Raw genomic sequence first — 18151 nt, 5'->3', positions numbered from 1 at the left:
GTTCGGTCAGGGTGCCGGAGGTCCTCACCCGGCGACGTCCGTGCCCGGGCGCAGTTCGGGGTGCTGCTCGGCCAGCCGGTCCGGCGCCGCCTGTCTCCAGGAGTCGACGAGGATGTCGCGCAGCTCCTCCAGGTCCTCCAACGCGGCGAGCCGCACCCGGACCCAGGCCGAACCTGCCTCGTGCGACGGTACCCAGAACTTCTCCGGCTCGGCGGCGATCAGCTCGGCGCGCTCGTGCTTCGGGCAGCGCACCGCGAACGACGTCTGGTCGTCGGGGATCGTGATGTACATCTTCCCGGCCACGCGGAAGGTGGGAATGTCCCAGGCCTCCTTCTCCACCGTTTCGGGGAACGACAGGGCGATGCGGCGGATGTCCTCGGCGTCGATCATGGCGACCACGGTAGCCACTGCCACCGACAGGCCGCACCGATCCGGAGCGGTCGGTGCGGAAGGACCCGCGTGCGCCCCGGCGTCCCGAAAGAACAGCCGGGCACCCTTCGACCCCTCGCCCGTGCGCTTCCCCCCTGCCGTTCGGAAAGGAACCCGCCCCCGCCGGGGAACTCGCGGCGCGCGTACGCCGACTAGTGGACCGGGGTGACGGAGTTCCCCCGCGAACCGAACGGATCCTGGAGAGTTTCTATGCGTTCTCGTGTGTGGTGCGCTGCGGCGGCCGCGGTGCTCGGCTTCCTCACGGCGGGCTGCGGCGGAGGGAAGGGCACACAGGACAACAGTGGGGAGAAGGCCGCCGCGGGTAGTGGCTACCCGGTGGCCGTCACCGACTGTGCGGGTGCCAAGACCACCTTCTCCGCGGCCCCCGAGAAGATCGTCACCAGCAACGCTTCGAGCCTGGAGCTCCTGCTCCGCCTGGGCGCGGGGGACAGGGTCGTGGGCACGGGCTTCCCACCCGGCAAGGGCACGCTGCCCGAAGGGCTGGATGCCGAGGCACAGAAGGTCGAGGTGCTCGGCCAGACGGTCATCCCCAAGGAGAAGCTCCTCGGTTCGGGTGCCGACCTGTACATCGACACCTTCGCCTCCATGGGGGGCATGGGTGGCATGGGCGGCGGGATGGGCGACGCGCCGTCCCCGGAGGAGTTCAAGGCCGCCGGGATCAAGCACGTCTATCTGAAGTCCACCGCGTGCGCCCCGATGGGCAAGGGACCCGTAACGGATCTGTCCGCCGTCGAGGAGGACATCACCTCACTCGGCGCCGTGACCGGCACGCGAGCGAAGGCGATGGAGCTCGTCGCCGGTATGAAGCAGCAGGTGGATGCCGTCCGGAAGGGGATCGCCGGGATCGGGGAGAACGCACGCCCGACGTACTTCCTCTTCGACTACGACGCGGGGACGAAGCAACCCATGGCCGTCTGCAACCGGCAGGTCGCCAACGCCGTGATCACCTTGGCCGGTGCCCGCAACGTCTTCGCGGACTGCGAGGGCGACTTCAAGCAGGTGAGCTGGGAGGAGGTGGTGGCGAAGAACCCGGACTGGATCCAGCTCGGTGTGCGCAACCGGGGCGACGACGCGGCCAACGAGAAGGCGTTCGACGAGGCACGGAAGTGGTTGGAGAGCAACCCGGCCACCAAGGGGCTGAAGGCCGTGCAGGAGGGGCACTTCCTGCGCATCGGCTCGGAGCGGACCACCATCGCGGGCGTGGACAACGCCGCCGCGGTCGCGGAGATCGCCAGGACCATCCACCCGGACAAGGTCAAGTGACGGTGCTGGACTCCCTTTCCCCGTCCCGCGCGCCATCGGGCTCCCCCGACAAGGAGCGGAACATGCCCGCCGGGGTGCTCGCGGCCATCCTCGCAGTGGCGTTGTTGGCGGCCCTGACCGCGGCGGTCTCCTGGGGCTCGACGTCCATCCCGCCCGCCGAGGTGTGGGGCGTCGTGGCCAGACGCGTGGCCGGCGGGGCGCCGAGGCCCGGAACGGACGACCTGATCGTGTGGCAACTGCGGGTGCCCCGCGCCCTGCTCGCCGCACTTGTCGGCGCCGGACTCGGTCTGGTGGGAACGGCCGTCCAGGCCCTGGTGCGCAACCCGCTCGCCGATCCCTACCTGTTGGGCATCTCCAACGGGGCTTCGCTCGGAGCCGTCGCCGCCATCGTGCTGGGCATCGGAGCGGGCGGAGCGCTGGGCCTGGGGCTCTCCGGTGCGGCCTTCCTCGGCGCCCTGGCAACATTCGCCCTGGTGTGGACGGTCGCCCGGCGCGGCGGGGGGTTCGCACCGCTGCGCCTGGTCCTAGCCGGCGTCGCGATCGGGCAGTTCCTGTCCGGGTTCACCAGCTACCTGGTGCTGCAGACCGGCGACGAACAGCAGACGCACAGCGTCCTGTTCTGGCTCATGGGCAGCCTGAGCGGCGCGAGTTGGCCGATGCTGGCCGTGCCCGCCGCCGCGGTGCCCGCGGCCCTGCTGTGGCTCCAGGCCCGCGGCCGCGGTCTCAACGCCCTACTGATGGGGGACGAGACCGCAGCCGGACTCGGCGTCGACGTCACGCGGCTGCGCAGGGAACTGTTCACCGTGACCAGCGTGCTGACGGGAGTGCTGGTCGCCGTCTCCGGGGCGATCGCGTTCGTCGCGCTCATGGTGCCGCACGCCTGCAGGTTGGTGGTCGGTGGCGACCACCGCCGGCTGCTGCCCGTCTGCGCCCTCTTCGGCGCGTTGCTGATGGTGGTGGTGGACATCGTGTGCCGGACCGCGATGCAGACACAGGAGCTTCCCGTGGGCGTGGTCACCTCCCTCCTCGGGGCGCCGGCCCTGCTCTATCTACTGGACCGACGGCTGGGGAGCGGCAGTTGAGGATCGACATCGAAGACCTGCACGTCGCCTACGCCGGCCGTACGGTTGTCTCCGGGGCGCACCTGATCGCCGCGGAGGGGGAGATCACCGGCCTCGTCGGCCCGAACGGCAGCGGCAAGTCCACGCTCCTGCGGACTGTCTATCGGCACCTTCGCCCCGCGGCGGGACGGGTGTTGCTGGCCGGCAGGGACATGCGCGAACTGACCGCCGCCCGCTCGGCACGTCACGTGGCGGCCCTCCCACAGGAGCGTGGCACCGACTTCGAGTTGACGGTACGCGAGGTCGTGGCGATGGGTCGCACCCCGTACAAGCGTGCGTTCGCCGGGGACGACGACGCCGATCGCGACATCGTGGGCGGCGCACTGGACGATGTCGGGATGGGCGCGGCAGCCGGACGCCGCTTCACCGCCCTGTCGGGCGGCGAGCGCCAACGGGTGCTGCTCGCACGCGCCTTCGCGCAGGACCCGGACGTCCTGGTGCTCGACGAGCCGACGAACCACCTCGACATCCTCCACCAGATCGAGCTGTTGGCGCTGCTGCGAACCCGGCGCCGAACGACCCTGGTGTCCCTGCACGACCTCAACGCGGCGGCCTCGGTGTGCGACCGGTTGCACGTCCTGCACGCGGGGACGGTGGTCGCCTCCGGGCCGCCGCGCGAGGTGATCACTCCTGAGCTGCTGGCGGACGTGTTCGGCGTACGGGCGGCCGTGGCCGAGCATCCCCTCACCGGGGATCCGCTGATCGCCTTCGACCACCGGGCACCGGCGGAGCAACAGGACACCACGGTTCCTCAGCCGCACGCCACCGGTTGACCCGTGCGGAGGAGGGCGGGGCGGGGTGCTTCCGCCCTCCTCCGCGGGCGCAGGGGGACCGGCACCGGGTCGGCCGCTGCCGGGTGACCCGGGCCGACCGTGCGGGCCGACCACGGCCGCACTGCTGCACGTGCCACGCGGAGACCCTCCCGCCGGTCAGCGACCTGCCACCTTTTCCGGCCGGGACCGGGTGGGCGCGTGCGGGGAGCTGCTGCGTTCCGCCCGGTCACCGCGTCGGGGCACCGGCGCGTTCGGCGGGACCCGACAGCCCGCCACCGACCGCGCTCTCCTCCTCGTCGTCTCCGTCACCGTCCGGCACCGCGCCGAGGCCTCCAGCGTGAACGCGGCGGCGGCCTTGCGGGCCTCGGCACGAACGGCGCACAGTGGCCTGTGTGCGTCCGGCGGAGGCGTCGCAGCGGTGGACCCGGCGCCCGGTCGGTGCGTGGCGGGGCTCCAGCAGGACGCGGCGATCCGCGGCGTAGGGAGAAGACGTCCGGACCGGTACCGGTCGCGCCGGACGGGAAGGAGACCCGGGGCCCCGGGGCACGCTCCGGACGGCGTCGTAGCGGCTCGGACGCGGCCCGGCGTGACGTAACTCCCGCCGGTGGGAGATCGACGCAGGCTCTACTGATCGGTACCGTCCACGGGTACAGCGGATGCCGATCCCGGCATTCGGGATGACATCGCCACCTTGAGGCCGCGCGCCCGCAACACGACAGGGGACTTCGATGTTCCGCAAGGTATTGGTCGCCAACCGGGGCGAGATCGCGATCCGCGCCTTCCGTGCGGCGTTCGAACTCGGCATCTCCACCGTGGCCGTGTTCCCGTACGAGGACCGCAACTCGCTGCACCGTGCCAAGGCGGACGAGGCCTACCAGATCGGCGAAAAAGGCCATCCGGTGCGGGCCTACCTCTCGGTCGACGAGGTGATCAAAGCCGCACGCAAGGCCGGTGCCGACGCGATCTACCCCGGCTACGGCTTCCTCTCGGAGAACCCTGATCTCGCCGCCGCGTGCGCCGAGGCCGGGATCACCTTCGTCGGTCCCCCCGATTCCGTCCTGCACCTCACGGGCAACAAATCCCGTGCGGTGGCCGCGGCCCGCGAGGCCGGCGTACCCGTGCTCAAGTCGTCCCCGCCGTCCACCGACGTGGACGAGCTCATCACCGCGGCCGAGTCCATCGGGTTCCCGGTCTTCGTCAAGGCCGTCGCCGGCGGTGGCGGGCGGGGAATGCGCCGCGTGAGCGAGCCCGCCGAGCTACGGGAGGCCGTCGACGCGGCGATGCGGGAGGCGGAGTCGGCGTTCGGCGACGCCACCGTCTTCCTGGAGCAGGCCGTCGTCAATCCGCGCCACATCGAGGTCCAGATCCTCGCCGACGCCCAGGGCAACGTCGTCCACCTGTACGAGCGGGACTGTTCGCTGCAGCGGCGCCACCAGAAGGTCATCGAGATCGCGCCGGCCCCCAACCTCGATCCGGAGCTGCGCGCGCGCATCTGCGCCGACGCCGTCGCGTTCGCCAGGCACATCGGCTACGTCAACGCGGGCACCGTGGAGTTCCTGGTCGACGAACGCGGCAACCACGTCTTTATCGAGATGAACCCGCGCATCCAGGTGGAACACACGGTCACCGAGCAGGTCACCGGACGGGACCTGGTGATCGGGCAGCTGCGGATCGCGGCGGGCATGACGCTCCCCGAGCTGAACCTGGCGCAGGACGACATCGTCCTCACGGGCGCCGCCCTGCAGTGCCGCATCACCACCGAGGATCCCGCGAACGGCTTCCGCCCCGACACCGGCACCATCTCCGCGTACCGTTCGCCGGGCGGCCCCGGCGTGCGGCTGGACGGCGGTACCGTCCACACCGGCGCCGAGGTGTCCGCCCACTTCGACTCGATGCTGGTCAAGCTGACCTGCCACGGCCACGACTTCGCCAACGCCGCCCGCCGGGCCCGCCGGGCGATCGCCGAGTTCCGCATCCGCGGCGTGTCCACCAACCTCCCGTTCCTCGGTGCCGTGCTCGACCACCCCGGCTTCCGGGACGGCCGTGTCACGACGAGCTTCATCGACGAGCATCCGGAACTGCTGCACGCGCGCCCGTCGGCCGACCGCGGAACGCGCATGCTCACGTATCTCGCCGAAACGACGGTCAACCGTCCGCACGGGCCGCGTCCGCAGGTCATCGACCCGGCGGCCAAGCTTCCCCACGGGGCACCCGGGAGCTCGCCCGCCGAGGGTTCGCGCCAGCGCCTCGCGGCACTCGGTCCCGAGGCGTTCGCCGCTGAACTGCGGGCTCAGCGAGCCGTCGCTGTGACGGACACGACCTTCCGCGACGCGCACCAGTCCCTGCTGGCCACCCGGGTGAGGACGCGCGACCTGCTCGCCGTTGCCCCGCACGTCGCACGTACGGCACCGGAACTGTTGAGCTTGGAGTGCTGGGGCGGCGCCACCTACGACGTGGCGTTGCGCTTCCTCGCCGAGGATCCCTGGGAACGCCTCGCGGCACTGCGGGAGGCCGTGCCCAACATCTGCACGCAGATGCTGCTGCGCGGGCGCAACACCGTGGGATACACGCCCTACCCGGTCCAGGTGACCGAGGCCTTCGTGGCCGAGGCGGCGGCGACCGGCATGGACATCTTCCGGATCTTCGACGCGCTGAACGACGTGTCGCAGATGCGTCCCGCCATCGACGCCGTACGGTCCACCGGCACTGCGTTGGCCGAGGTCGCCCTCTGCTACACCGCGGACCTCTCGGACCCGGCAGAACAGCTGTACACGCTGGACTACTACCTGCGCCTCGCCGAGGAGATCGTCGAGGCCGGCGCGCACGTCCTGGCCATCAAGGACATGGCCGGCCTGCTGCGCCCGCCCGCCGCCCGTACCCTGGTGACCGCACTGCGCGAGCGTTTCGACCTCCCGGTGCACCTCCACACCCACGACACGGCGGGCGGGCAGCTCGCGACGCTCATCGCCGCGATCGACGCGGGCGTCGACGCCGTGGACGCCGCGGTCGCCTCGATGGCGGGCACCACCAGCCAGCCGTCGCTGTCGGCGCTCGTCGCGGCCACCGACCACACCGAGCGGACGACCGGACTCTCGCTCGACGCGGTGGGTGCGCTGGAGCCCTACTGGGAGGCCGTGCGCAAGGTCTACGCCCCCTTCGAGTCCGGTCTGGCCTCGCCGACGGGTCGCGTCTACCACCACGAGATCCCCGGTGGCCAGCTGTCGAACCTGCGCCAGCAGGCCATCGCGCTGGGTCTCGGCGACCGGTTCGAACTGATCGAGGACTGCTACGCGGCCGCCGACCGCATGCTGGGCCGGCTGGTCAAGGTCACCCCCTCCTCGAAGGTCGTGGGCGACCTCGCCCTGCACCTGGTCGGAGCCGGTGTCCAGGCCGCCGACTTCGAGTCGGACCCGGGCAAGTTCGACGTGCCCGACTCGGTGGTCGGGTTCCTCCGTGGCGAGCTGGGCGATCCGCCCGGTGGCTGGCCCGAGCCGTTCCGCACGCGCGCCCTCCAGGGCCGCCCGGCGCAAGCCGAGTCCCCGACCCTGTCGGACCAGGACCAGGAGGGACTGGCGCGCGACCGGCGGGCGACGCTGAACCGGCTGTTGTTCCCCGGCCCGACGAAGGAGTTCGCCGTCCACCGCGAGGCGTACGGCGACACGTCCGTGCTGCCGACGCAGGACTTCTTCTACGGTTTGGAGCCGGACACCGAGCACACGGTCACCTTGGGGGCCGGCGTGACACTGCTGATCGAGCTGGAGGCGATCTCGGAGGCCGACGAGCGGGGTTTCCGCACGGTGCTGGCCAGGCTCAACGGACAACTGCGCCCGCTGTCCGTGCGGGACAAGTCCGTCGTCACGGAGGTCAAGGCAGCGGAGAAGGCCGACCGCGGCAACGAACGACACGTCCCCGCCCCGTTCGCGGGCGTCGTCACCCTCCAGGTGGAGGAGGGCTCCCCGGTGTCGGCGGGCCAGACGGTCGCCACGATCGAGGCGATGAAGATGGAGGCGTCCATCACCGCGCAGTGCGCCGGGACGGTCGCCCGGCTGGCCATCGGGAAGATCCAGCAGGTCGAGGCGGGTGACTTGCTCATCGAGATCGCCTGACGTCCGATCCGGTGGGCGCGTCCACGGCCGGCTCGGGGCTCCGCCCCGGGCCGGCCGTTCGCGTGCGGCCCCGGCCGACCTGCCACTGCGCCGCCGTGGAGGAGTACGGGGGTTCCTGGGGCACGAGCGTCCCTCATGGGGCGGTGTGAGGCGCTCGTCCGCGCACGGTGACCGTGCTCCTCACCGGCGCGGGCGCCGCATCGCCCCGCTGAGCGGTGACGCGGGCGGCCGTGAGCCGCGCGGCACCGCAGGGAGAAGCGGCGATGCCCCACGGTGTCCGCGGAGGGTCGCCGCTGGCACACGGCAGGAGCGGTGCGCGCCGGGTGTACCACATCGTCCAGCCCCTCCGCGGGCCGGCTGACGGCGACCCGGGCGGGACGGGGTGCCGAGGAGAGGACGCGGGAGCGGAACTGCCGGAAGACCACCCCCGCCGTCATACGCCCGAAGTGCTGTGGCAGTCGGCGTGTTTCCCGCGCCACCCACCGTCGTGGCAGAAGTCGAAATACTGCCCTGCGCGGATCTGTTGGCAGCTGTACCGCCGGGCGCATGATGACGTCATGTCAGCAGCGTGGACAAGCACGGCCCTTGGCGCTCCACCGACGAAGCAGGCTCCTCCTCCTGGAGGGGGCACCGTCACGACGACCCACCCAATCCGGTGTCGGTCGGCACCAATACGGGGAATCGCACCCATTCTGATTTACACCACGCATCCGATAGGTTACGGCCCGTGCAGGGAATCCGTACATCCGGTCGGTATGCACGAGCGTGACGAGAGATGGTGATCCGACAGTGCAAGAGCGGTCCGAGCGTACGCGGCGGGGCCTTCTGACGGCTGCGGCCGAGCTGATCGACGAACGCGGCTACGCCGAGGCGCGGCTGAGCGACATCAGCCAGCGGGCGAACGTCTCGAAGGGGGCGCTGTACTTCCATTTCACCTCGAAGGAGGAGCTCGCCGCGACCGTCCAGGAAAGTGGTTGCGAGCAGTTGGACCGTGCGCTCAAGGAACTGGACCAGGCCAACGCGTCGTCGCTCCAGACGCTGATAGACATGACCCACTTCGTCGCACAGGGGCTGGTGACCGACCCCGTCATGCGGGCGACCCTGCGCATCGGGCAGGAACAGGCCGGCAAGGGGCTCGGGTTCGTGGATTTCCACGCCCGGTGCGTGGACGCGGCGTGCGGCCTGCTGTGGCGGGCGCACGCGCAGCGTTCGTTGCACGCGGCCGTGTCCATGGAGGCGGCGGAGGCCCTCGTCGCCTCGGTCATCTCGGGAATCGAGGCCGAAGTGCGCACCGGCGCGGAGGACATCGGCCTGTCACACCGGCTGGCGCTGCTGTGGGAACTACTCATGCGCATGCTGGCGCACGAGCAGGTGCGCGACCAGTTGAGGTTCGTCGAGCCGATGGGGATCGACGGGGAGTTGGGCACTGGCGTGGCGTCGGTCTGACCCGCTGCGAGGGCGACCGGGCCGGGCTGCCGGGACGGCGTCACCCGCGATGAACTCGCCCTTTCCCCGGACGGCCACGACTCCCGCCGTCCGGTGCCCCTGACCGTCTCGTCCGAGACGCGAGCCGGATGAGGGAGGATGCGGGCGGCTCCGTCCCGGGGCCGGCAGGTGAACGAGGGAGACGCACGAGATGAGCGGTCAGTGGTTCCGGCGGTTCGACACGGCCAGGGCGGGAGTCCCGCGGTTGTACTGCTTCCCGCACGCCGGCGGGGCGGTGAGCTCGTACCTGCCAATGGCGCGGGAGCTCAGCCCGAACGTCGACGTACTCGCGGTCCAGTACCCGGGGCGTCAGGACCGCAGGCTGGAGAGCGCCATCGACGACGTCCACCGCCTTGCGGACGCGGTCGCCGAGGAGATCGCCCCCCACCTCGACCAGCCGTACGCCTTCTTCGGGCACAGCATGGGAGCCGTCGTCGCCTACGAGACCGCCCGGAGGTTGGGCCGCCGCTCCCTCCCCGCACCCGGCCGCCTGTTCCTGTCCGGGCGCGGTGCACCGACCCCCGAGGCCAACCCGCTCGACCGGATGGACAGCGACGAGGCCGTCGTCGCCGCGATCCGCCGGCTCGGGGGCACCGGCGGAGAGATCCTGGACGATCCGGAGATCATGGCGATGGTGATGCCGACCCTACGGGCCGACTACCGGGCGATCGGTTCCTACACCTGGACCGAAGGCCCACGCCTCACCCTGCCCTTCACGGTCCTCGTGGGCGACAACGACCCGGTGGTCACCACGGACGAAGCCGCGGGGTGGCGCCGGTTCACCGAAGCGGCGACGGATGTGCGGATATTCCCCGGTGGACACTTCTACCTCGACAGCCGGACCGTGGAGGTGGCACGTCTGGTGCACGGCGCGCTCACGGGATCCGGACCCCTCGCCAGGACGTGAACCCCGTGCGTCGATGAGCGGTCGATTACCGCCCCATGACCGCTCCTATGGGTTTCCGGTTGCAGCTCGCCGTTAGTGTCGACGACACATCTCTCTGCATCGATAGGGGCGGCATGAATTCTCTTGATGAGCAGCCGGAATTGGCGGAGCCGTATCTCCTCGGATTTCTCTCCTCCGTCGGGCTCGACGTCGAATACACCCGGGCCGAGGGGAACACGCTGTACTACGAGGACCCGGGGCACGGCGAGGTGGCGGTGTTCGACGCGGCGGGCGGCTACGGCTCGTTGTTCTTCGGCCACAACCACCCCGAGATCGTGGGGCTGGCGAAGGATCTCCTGGAGCGGCGGGCGCCCGTGCTCGCGCAGTTCTCCCGGCACCGCGACGCCAACGCCGTTGCGACCGAGCTGAACCGCATCGTGCACCGCGAACTGGGCAGCGACGAGCCGTACTTCGCCATTTTCGCGAACAGCGGGGCCGAGGGCATCGAGGCCGCCGTCAAGCATGCCGAGCTGGACCGGGTGCTCAGGGCCCAGGAGATCGCGGGACAGCTCGCCGACGAGCTCGCCGCCACCCGCGCCGCCGTACTCTCCGGGGACGCGGTGGTGCCCGCTGCGACCTTCCGTGAACTCGGTGTGCCGGAGGCCGCCGGCATGACCGGATTCGCCGCTCTGGTCGCGGAGTTGGACCGGCGCAATGCGGCGGCCAGCGGGCGGCCGCCGGTGTTCCTGACGCTCGAGGGGTCCTTCCACGGGAAGCTCGTGGGCAGCGTACAGCTCACCCACAACGCTGCGTACCGCACCCCGTTCACCGCACTGGCGGCGCAGGCCCGGTTCGTGCCCCACGGCAAGCCGGGCGCACTCGCGGACACCATCGCGGCGGAGCGGAGGGCATTGCGCGGCCTCACCGTCCGGCACGGAACGGTCGAGGTCGTCGAACACGAATTCCCGGTGATCGCGGCACTCCTGCTGGAACCCATCCAGGGCGAGGGCGGAATCGTCCCGGTGACCGAGGAATTCGCGCAGGAAATCCAACGCGATTGCGCGGCTGCCGGAATTCCCATCGTCGTCGACGAGATCCAGAGCGGCATGGGACGGACCGGGACGCTCCTCGCAAGCTCCGCCATCGGACTGCGCGGAGACTACTACGTCCTTGCGAAGAGCCTGGGCGGCGGGCTGGCGAAGACGGCCGTCATGCTCGCCCGACAGGGCGTCTACCGCAACGAGTTCGAGCTCGTGCACAGCTCGACCTTCGCCAAGGACGGATTCTCCACCCCCATCGCCCTCAAGGTGCTGTCGATGCTGGAAGCCGACGGCGGGCGCGCCTACCGGCTCGCCGAGGAGCGCGGCGAACGGCTCGCCGACGCCCTGCACAAGGTGCGGGTGGAGTTCCCCGACGTCGTCAAGGACGTCCGTGGCCGGGGGCTGATGCTCGGACTGGAGTTCCACGACCAGTCGGAGTCCCGCTCCCAGCTGATCCGTGACGGCGCGCAGTCCGGGCTGCTCGGATACACGCTCGCCGGCTACCTGCTGCGCGAACACCGGGTGCGGACCTTTCCGACGGCGAGCGCGGGCAACACCTTGCGCTTCGCGCCCTCGGTGTTCGTCACGGACAGGGAGATCGACCAGTTGCAGGACGGGCTCAGGGCCGTGGCCGAGCTGTTGCGCGAGGCGGACGAGGCCCGCCTCACGGGAGGTGGCGCGACCGCTGGCGGCGCCGGCTGAGGGAGCGTCGACGGCGTTCTCCGCCCCCGGGCCGTACGGCCCGGCTCCCACGCGCCGGCGGGGGGGGGGGGGAGGGGGCGGCCCCCTCGGCCCGGGTGGGCCGGGGCGGTCATCGGGTCATTGAGATGGCCGCCCTGCGTACGCATGGACTCACCGCTGTCGCCTCCTCGCACGCCGCATACGTCGGCGACTTCGCCTCCCCCCCCCCCCCCCCGCCCCTGCCCGTCGTCACGCTCGCGGAGCGGCCAGCCGGAGCAGCTCGCGTATCTGACGGCGACGGTCGTCCGCGGCCCCGCGGGGAGGACCCTGCAAGGTCCGGCGGAGCCCGCAGTCAGGTCCCCGTTCCGCACCCGCTGGCTCCGCGACGAGGTGGTCCAGCAGTTGGTCTACGGCGGTGTCGGACAGGGCGGCGAGCGATAGCGTGGTGGTGTGGGACGTGCCCGTGCTCCAGTCCGGACGGCGTTCCCGCAGCTCCGGGTCGGCCGCCGCGATCACCACCAGCGACGCGCGGCCGACCGATCTGGGGAGCTCCTCCACGAAGTCCAACAGGGCGTCATCAGCGCGGTGCAGGTCGTCGACGACGAGTACCACGGGACGACCCCGCGCGGCGTCCGCGAGCAGTGACCGCCAGGCGCCCAGGGTTTCTCCGTTCGGCTCCGTCGGGTCCGCACCCTGTGGGAGGGCCAGCGGGAGCAGCAGCGGCAGCATGCGGCCCGCACGCTCCTCGTCCCCGGTCAGGTCACGCAGCGTGCCGCCGAGTTTCGCACGGATCGCCGTCCGTGAGTCCCCGGGCAGGATTCCGCAGTACGCACGCAGTATGTCGGACTGGACCGCCAGGGGACCGGCCTGGCCGGCCGCCGGCACGGTCGCGGCGAGGAACAACGCCCCGTCCGGCCGTCCGGCAACCCTCCGGCCGAGCTCCAGCACGAGCCGTGTCTTGCCGACACCGTGTTCGCCCAGCAGCGTGACCAGATGCGGTGACCTGCGGTGCCCGGCCAGCTCGAGCAGGCGGCACAGCACATCCAGTTCGTATTCGCGGTCGACGATCGGCAGGTCGTGCCGGAGCAGGTGCTCCGGGCGGGCCGCGGCGACGCTCCAGCCGGTGTCGTCGCTGCCCGTGGCCGCGTAGTCGAAGGCGGTCTCGGTGGCGCAGTGGACGGTGTCGCTGACCCGGATCTCCCCCGCCGGGATCTGTGCCAACAGGCCGTGGCTGCCGTCCACCAGTCGACCGGCCACCAGCGGCGGGACGCTCTCGTCGTCGGGCTGGTAGTGGACGAGGACGTCACCGATGTCGATGGCCGCACGGAACTGCGTGCCCTCGGTACGGGTCTGCAGCCGGTCCCGGACGGCGAGGGCGGCACGCACGGCCCGGGCCGGATCGTCGGAGTGCTGACGGTGTACTCCGAACAGTGCCAGCGAGATCGAGCCGATCGTGGCGACGAGGGTGCCGTCCCACCGCTCCACCTCCTCGCGGACCGCGGCTGCGATCTCGGTCAGTGCCCGGTCGATGGCGTGGGCCGGCGTCTCCATGGTGCAGGCCGTCAGTTCGGCGTTCATCAGGACGACTCCGAGCCGCTTGCGCTCGGAGACCAGGTGCCTGCGGACCGCCGCGACGGCAGTCGTCTCGCCGACCGGGCGGGCCGTGTCGGTCACCTGCTCGATCTGGGCGTGCGGCCGGGACTCCTCCGGGCATATCGGAATCTCCGATTCCATCATGACGGAACGTATGTCGAGCGGGTCCGCGGGAAGACCGTCCGCCACCCGGTCGAGCAGGGCGACCGTGCGCGGGGCCGTGCGCGCGATCAGCGACTCGCCGCAGCTCGTGCTGCCCGGCAGCAGCACCGCCGGGTCGTGGTTGAGGATGGCCTGCTGCAGCATCCGCAGGTCGTGGCCTGGCTCCAGTCCCAGGTTCTCCACGAGCTCATTGCGTACCCGCGCGTAGACGTTCAGGGCGTCCGCCTGGCGGCCACAGCGGTACAGGGCGAGCATCAGCTGCCCGCAGGCGCGCTCCCGCAACGGCTCCGTCTCCGTCAGGGTTTCGAGCTCCCCGAGCACCGTCTGGTGCCGACCGCGAGCGAGCTCGGCCTCGAAGTAGTCCTCAAGGGCGTCGAGTCGCGCTCCCTGGACCGCGGCGAGTTCCGGCCAGGAGACCCCCGTCTCCACCAGGTCCGACAGCACCGGTCCCCGCCAGAGCGCCAGCGCCTCCTTGAGCCGTCGTGCCGCGGTGTCCGGTGCTCCGGCCGCCAGTTGGGCCCGGCCTTCCTCGACGTGGGTGCGGAACTGAAACAGGTCGATCTGGTCGGGTCTCACACTCAGCATGTAGCCGGGCGGCTGGGTGTGCACCCAGGGGGAGTCGGGAGCACAGCCGTTGCCGTCACCGTTGGCGGACAGGACGCGGCGGAGCCCCCAGACGGTGTTCTGAAGTATCTTCCGGGCCGAGTTGGGTGTTTCGTCCTCGGGCCACAGCGCCTTCAGGAGCTGACTGGTGGCCACCACCTTGTTGGCCCGGAGCAACAGGAACCCGAGTGTCGCCCGCTGTTTGGCTCCGCCCAGCGCCAGTGGCTGTTCCTCGAGGACCGCCTCCAGTGGGCCCAGCATGCGGAAACGCATATTTCCCCCGCGTGTCTTTCCTTGGCTTGTCGTGCAATTCACCCAGTCGTGTTTCCGACCTGTGGACGCATTGATTCGGACCTCTCCCTTGCGCGTCTTACCGGGCAGCTGTCAGGATTTCCGTTGCACCGAGGTGGAGCCCAGTCCGTGACGCGCAGCCGAGTGGTGCATCCCTTTGCAAGGATCGCAGAGCCCTCTCGAAAGCTCGTAGAAGCCCTGCGGGAGCGGACGGCCCGGGTATCTGGATCGAACCTCGAGCGCATCTCCAGACGTGTGGTGTGCCATGGGAACATGCGGCCGGAGGCACCCCCTCGGTCGACCCAGCGAGACGTGCTGGGCACACAAGGAGTGCGAATTGAGCAAGTACGCAGGAAAGAAGGCCGTTGTCACAGGTGGCAGCAACGGCATGGGTCTCGCCATCGCCAAGCACATCGTCGAGGGCGGCGGTGAAGCCATCGTCACGGGCCGCAGCGAGAAGAACCTCCAGGACGCCGCGAACGAGCTCGGCGTGGGCGGCTACACCGTGAAGTCGGACACCGCCGTCCTGTCCGACATCGAGTCCCTCGCCGCTGTGGTCAAGGCGCAGGCCGGCAGGATCGACTACCTCTTCGTGAACGCCGGTGTCTCGGAGCTGGGTCCGCTCGAGCTGGTCACCGAGGAGGCCTACGACCGTCAGTTCGACATCAACACCAAGGGCGCGTTCTTCACCGTGAAGGCGCTCGCCCCGCTGATCAACGACGGCGGCGCGATCGTCTTCACGACGTCGATCGCCGACACCACCGGCACCCCGGGCATGGGCGTCTACTCCGCGTCCAAGGCCGCCCTGTGGTCCTTCGCCCAGGTGCTCGCGTCGGAGCTGCTGCCCCGCAACATCCGTGTCAACGCCGTCCAACCGGGCTTCATCGACACGCCGACCGCCGGCGCCGCGGGCCTCTCGCCCGAGGAGCGCGCGGGCTTCCACGCCCTCGGTGACGCCATCACCCCGATGAAGCGCCACGGCACGGTCGACGAGATCGCCAAGGCAGCGCTCTTCCTGGCTGCCGACGCGACCTTCACCACCGGTGTCAAGCTGCCGGTCGACGGTGGTCTCGCGCAGCACGTCTCCGCTCAGGAGCAGTGACCTGCCACCACCTTGGGGATGGTCTCCGCCGATGGGCGGGGGCCGTCCCTTTGTTCGCCGCGCCCTTCATCCGTGCCCCCGGCGGACCCCCATGTCCCGGCCGGCCCCAACGTCTCCGGCGAGCCCGGTGACGCGGGGCCGCACGAACGCACGCCGACCGTGCCACGATCCGGTCGCGGCAGGGCCGGCGTGCCGGCAATCACGGGTCGCTCAGTTGCCGTACGGGTGGTCGATGGCGAAACGCCACTTGCCGTCCGCACCCAGACGCAGGACGTCGTTGCCGATGCCCTCGTGGTGCTCCGCTTCCCCCTCGGCGTTGGTCACGTCGATCTGCCAGTCGACGACCAGCAGCGCCGCGTCGCCCGCCACGTAGGAGTGGCGGAGCTTCGCCGTCATCTTCGGCTTGAGGGCCAGGAACTCGGCGAGCGCGTCCTTCCGCGCCTGCCCGGTGATCGGATGACCCGGCTCCCACACGGAAACAGCGGTGTCCGTGTAGAGCTGGTTCACCACGTCGGGATTGCCGCTGTTGAACGCCTTCATGTAAATCTCGGTGATCTCGGTGGCGTCATCGGTCAACTCGACGTTTTCCAGGGCAGCAGTCATCTCGGGGAGCCCGCTTTCTTGTCGATCCTTTTCATGGGTATTTCGCGACTTCCGTCGTCTCTGAGAAGCTATCGGGTCGCATCTCACCCACCGCTAACCGGAGGGTAATCCGCCGCTCCATGATCGGCCGAGACCGGCGGTGTACCGAAACATTACTGAGCTCGAACGACCCGTTGGCGATTGAATGTAAGGTCGATCGGGATTTTAGCTGTCTGCATGATTCCCGTGATGACGTCGGACAGTTCTCGGTGCTCCAGCGATGAAAGGTCAGTCGAGCGCGATGACGGTCGAACACAACCCTGTCGTGACCGAGCCCGGCAGCGGGCGCGATGCAGGCATCGCCGTAGTGGGAATGTCCTGCCGGCTGCCTCAGGCGGCGGACCCCGGCGCCTTCTGGGCCTTGCTCCGCGAAGGAGCGAGCGCCATCACCGACATGCCCGAAGGGCGTTGGGAGCCGGCTGGTCCCGACGCCGGTGGCACGGGAATGCGCCGCGGCGGGTTCCTGGACGGCGTCGCGGACTTCGACGCCGCCTTCTTCGGCGTGTCGCCGCGCGAGGCGGCAGCCATGGACCCGCAGCAGCGCATCGTGCTGGAACTCGCCTGGGAAGCCCTTGAGGACGCCGGGGTCCTGCCCGCCTCGCTCAAGGGGAGCCGCACCGCCGTCTTCGTCGGAACCCTGCGCGACGACTACGCCGGCCTCGTGCATCGCCACGGGAGCCGGGCCATCACCCAGCACACCATGGCCGGCGTCAACCGGGGCGTCATCGCCAACCGCGTCTCGTACTACCTGGGTCTGAACGGCCCCAGCCTCACCGTCGATTCGGCCCAGTCATCGTCCCTCGTCGCCGTCCACCTCGCCTGCGAGTCCCTGCGGAGCGGAGAGTCGGACACGGCCATCGCCGCCGGTGTGAACCTGAATCTGCTCAGCGAATCCGCGGTCACCGAGGAGCGCTTCGGCGGCCTCTCGCCGGACGGCACCGCCTACACCTTCGATGCCAGGGCCAATGGCTTCGTGCGGGGCGAGGGAGCCGGTGTCGTGGTGCTCAAGCCGCTCGACCGCGCCCTCGCGGACGGGGACCGCGTGTACGGGGTGATCCGGGGTAGCGCCGTCAACAACGACGGTGCCACGCCCGGACTCACCGTGCCGAGCGCCGCCGCCCAGGAGCAGGTGCTGCGCGAAGCGTACGCCAAGGCCGGTGTGGACCCCGTAGCCGTGCAGTACGTGGAGCTGCACGGCACCGGTACCCCGGTTGGGGACCCCATCGAGGCCTCCGCGCTGGGCGCGGTGCTCGGTGCCGGCCGAACCGGCGACGACGTCCTGAGAGTGGGTTCCGCCAAGACCAACGTCGGGCACCTGGAGGGCGCGGCCGGGATCACCGGCCTCATCAAGACGCTGCTGAGCCTGACCCATCGTGAGCTTCCCGCCAGTCTCAACTTCGACACCGCCAACCCCGCCATTCCGCTCCGGGAGCTCGGGCTGGCAGTGCAGCGGGAGCTGTCCGACTGGCCGTGTCCGGAGCGTGAACTCATCGCCGGGGTGTCGTCGTTCGGTATGGGAGGTACCAACGCCCACGTCGTGCTGGCCGAGGGTCCGGCGCGACGCGAAGCGCGGGAACAACGGTCCGAGGCTGCGACCGGCCCCGCCCCCACCCCGTGGGTGGTCTCCGGTCGTGGTCCGGCCGCGCTCCGAGAGCAGGCGGCGCGACTGCACCGTGCCGTCACCGATCGCCCGGGCCTCGACCTCGCGGACGTGGGGTGGTCGCTCGTTTCTACGCGTTCGGTTTTCGATCATCGGGCGGTGGTGGTCGGTGGTGATCGGGGGGAGTTGGTCGAGGGGTTGGAGTGTCTGGCGGGTGGTGTTCCGGGTGCTCATGTGGTGACGGGGGTGGTGGAGCCTGGTCGTGTTGCGTTTGTGTTTGCGGGGCAGGGTGCGCAGCGGGTGGGGATGGGTCTTGGTTTGTATGGGGCTTTTCCGGTGTTTGCTGGGGCGTT

12 protein-coding genes are annotated in these 18151 nt (G+C 70.4%); 9 read left to right on the top strand and 3 right to left on the bottom strand.

Translation table 11 applies throughout. From position 1 onward, the window contains the following. Window positions 1–24 precede the first annotated feature (24 nt). Window positions 25–390, bottom strand: a complete 366-nt coding sequence (locus ACFXOM_RS25335; RefSeq protein WP_384942724.1) for an MmcQ/YjbR family DNA-binding protein — start codon at window positions 388–390, stop codon at window positions 25–27. Between the two features lie 249 nt (window positions 391–639). Here ACFXOM_RS25335 and ACFXOM_RS25330 point away from each other — a divergent pair, with 249 nt between their 5' ends. The 7 genes from ACFXOM_RS25330 (at window position 640) to ACFXOM_RS25300 (ending at window position 11826) form a co-directional block, all read left to right on the top strand. Beyond that, the gene (locus ACFXOM_RS25330; RefSeq protein WP_384942726.1) at window positions 640–1713 is read left to right on the top strand and encodes an ABC transporter substrate-binding protein; all 1074 of its coding nucleotides are present in this window, start codon (window positions 640–642) and stop codon (window positions 1711–1713) included. Window positions 1714–1775: 62 nt separating this feature from the next. Next, complete coding sequence (locus tag ACFXOM_RS25325) at window positions 1776–2795, top strand: FecCD family ABC transporter permease (protein WP_384949222.1); 1020 nt, start codon at window positions 1776–1778, stop codon at window positions 2793–2795. Next, window positions 2792–3607 (top strand): ABC transporter ATP-binding protein, encoded by an 816-nt coding sequence (locus tag ACFXOM_RS25320; protein ID WP_384942730.1) that lies wholly within the window; start codon window positions 2792–2794, stop codon window positions 3605–3607. The genes ACFXOM_RS25325 and ACFXOM_RS25320 overlap by 4 nt, the downstream gene beginning before the upstream one ends. A 728-nt stretch (window positions 3608–4335) precedes the next feature. After that, the gene (locus ACFXOM_RS25315) at window positions 4336–7713 is read left to right on the top strand and encodes a pyruvate carboxylase (RefSeq protein WP_384949220.1); all 3378 of its coding nucleotides are present in this window, start codon (window positions 4336–4338) and stop codon (window positions 7711–7713) included. Window positions 7714–8502: 789 nt separating this feature from the next. Continuing rightward, window positions 8503–9159 carry a ScbR family autoregulator-binding transcription factor gene (locus tag ACFXOM_RS25310; protein WP_384949219.1) on the top strand — a complete coding sequence of 219 codons (657 nt, stop codon included), beginning with the start codon at window positions 8503–8505 and terminating at the stop codon, window positions 9157–9159. 190 nt (window positions 9160–9349) lie between these two features. Beyond that, window positions 9350–10105, top strand: a complete 756-nt coding sequence (locus tag ACFXOM_RS25305) for a thioesterase II family protein (protein ID WP_385039425.1) — start codon at window positions 9350–9352, stop codon at window positions 10103–10105. Between the two features lie 113 nt (window positions 10106–10218). Next, window positions 10219–11826: an aspartate aminotransferase family protein gene (locus ACFXOM_RS25300; RefSeq protein ID WP_385039422.1), complete on the top strand. Its 1608-nt coding sequence runs from the start codon at window positions 10219–10221 to the stop codon at window positions 11824–11826. 228 nt (window positions 11827–12054) lie between these two features. Here the strand turns inward: ACFXOM_RS25300 and ACFXOM_RS25295 are convergent, their stop codons facing one another. Further along, entirely contained in the window at window positions 12055–14424 is a 2370-nt protein-coding gene (locus ACFXOM_RS25295; protein ID WP_384942740.1) for a BTAD domain-containing putative transcriptional regulator, read from the bottom strand. A gap of 367 nt (window positions 14425–14791) precedes the next feature. On the opposite strand from ACFXOM_RS25295, the gene ACFXOM_RS25290 reads away from it, so the two are divergent. Beyond that, on the top strand, window positions 14792–15556 hold the full coding sequence (locus ACFXOM_RS25290) for an SDR family oxidoreductase (protein WP_384942742.1): 765 nt from the start codon (window positions 14792–14794) through the stop codon (window positions 15554–15556). Between the two features lie 210 nt (window positions 15557–15766). Here the strand turns inward: ACFXOM_RS25290 and ACFXOM_RS25285 are convergent, their stop codons facing one another. Continuing rightward, a complete protein-coding gene (locus tag ACFXOM_RS25285; RefSeq protein ID WP_384942744.1) occupies window positions 15767–16159 on the bottom strand; it encodes a YybH family protein in 393 nt (130 codons plus the stop codon). A 280-nt stretch (window positions 16160–16439) separates the two neighbouring features. On the opposite strand from ACFXOM_RS25285, the gene ACFXOM_RS25280 reads away from it, so the two are divergent. Further along, window positions 16440–18151: type I polyketide synthase (locus ACFXOM_RS25280; protein ID WP_384942746.1), on the top strand; the 1712-nt coding region annotated here is incomplete at its 3' end.

The organism is Streptomyces sp. NPDC059169, assembly GCF_042755225.1.
In the GTDB taxonomy this organism is placed as follows: domain Bacteria; phylum Actinomycetota; class Actinomycetes; order Streptomycetales; family Streptomycetaceae; genus Streptomyces.
The sequence above is the reverse complement of the archived record's forward strand: the minus strand, read 5'-3'. Positions and strand labels throughout refer to the sequence as shown.

What these genes read in the sequence shown, in the direction of transcription:
- ACFXOM_RS25305 (WP_385039425.1), top strand. Translation starts at nt 9,350, where the DNA reads ATGAGCGGTCAGTGGTTCCGGCGGTTCGACACGGCCAGGGCGGGAGTC.
- ACFXOM_RS25300 (WP_385039422.1), top strand. Translation starts at nt 10,219, where the DNA reads ATGAATTCTCTTGATGAGCAGCCGGAATTGGCGGAGCCGTATCTCCTC.
- ACFXOM_RS25315 (WP_384949220.1), top strand. Translation starts at nt 4,336, where the DNA reads ATGTTCCGCAAGGTATTGGTCGCCAACCGGGGCGAGATCGCGATCCGC.
- ACFXOM_RS25285 (WP_384942744.1), bottom strand. Translation starts at nt 16,159, where the DNA reads ATGACTGCTGCCCTGGAAAACGTCGAGTTGACCGATGACGCCACCGAG.
- ACFXOM_RS25335 (WP_384942724.1), bottom strand. Translation starts at nt 390, where the DNA reads ATGATCGACGCCGAGGACATCCGCCGCATCGCCCTGTCGTTCCCCGAA.
- ACFXOM_RS25325 (WP_384949222.1), top strand. Translation starts at nt 1,776, where the DNA reads ATGCCCGCCGGGGTGCTCGCGGCCATCCTCGCAGTGGCGTTGTTGGCG.
- ACFXOM_RS25295 (WP_384942740.1), bottom strand. Translation starts at nt 14,424, where the DNA reads ATGCTGGGCCCACTGGAGGCGGTCCTCGAGGAACAGCCACTGGCGCTG.
- ACFXOM_RS25330 (WP_384942726.1), top strand. Translation starts at nt 640, where the DNA reads ATGCGTTCTCGTGTGTGGTGCGCTGCGGCGGCCGCGGTGCTCGGCTTC.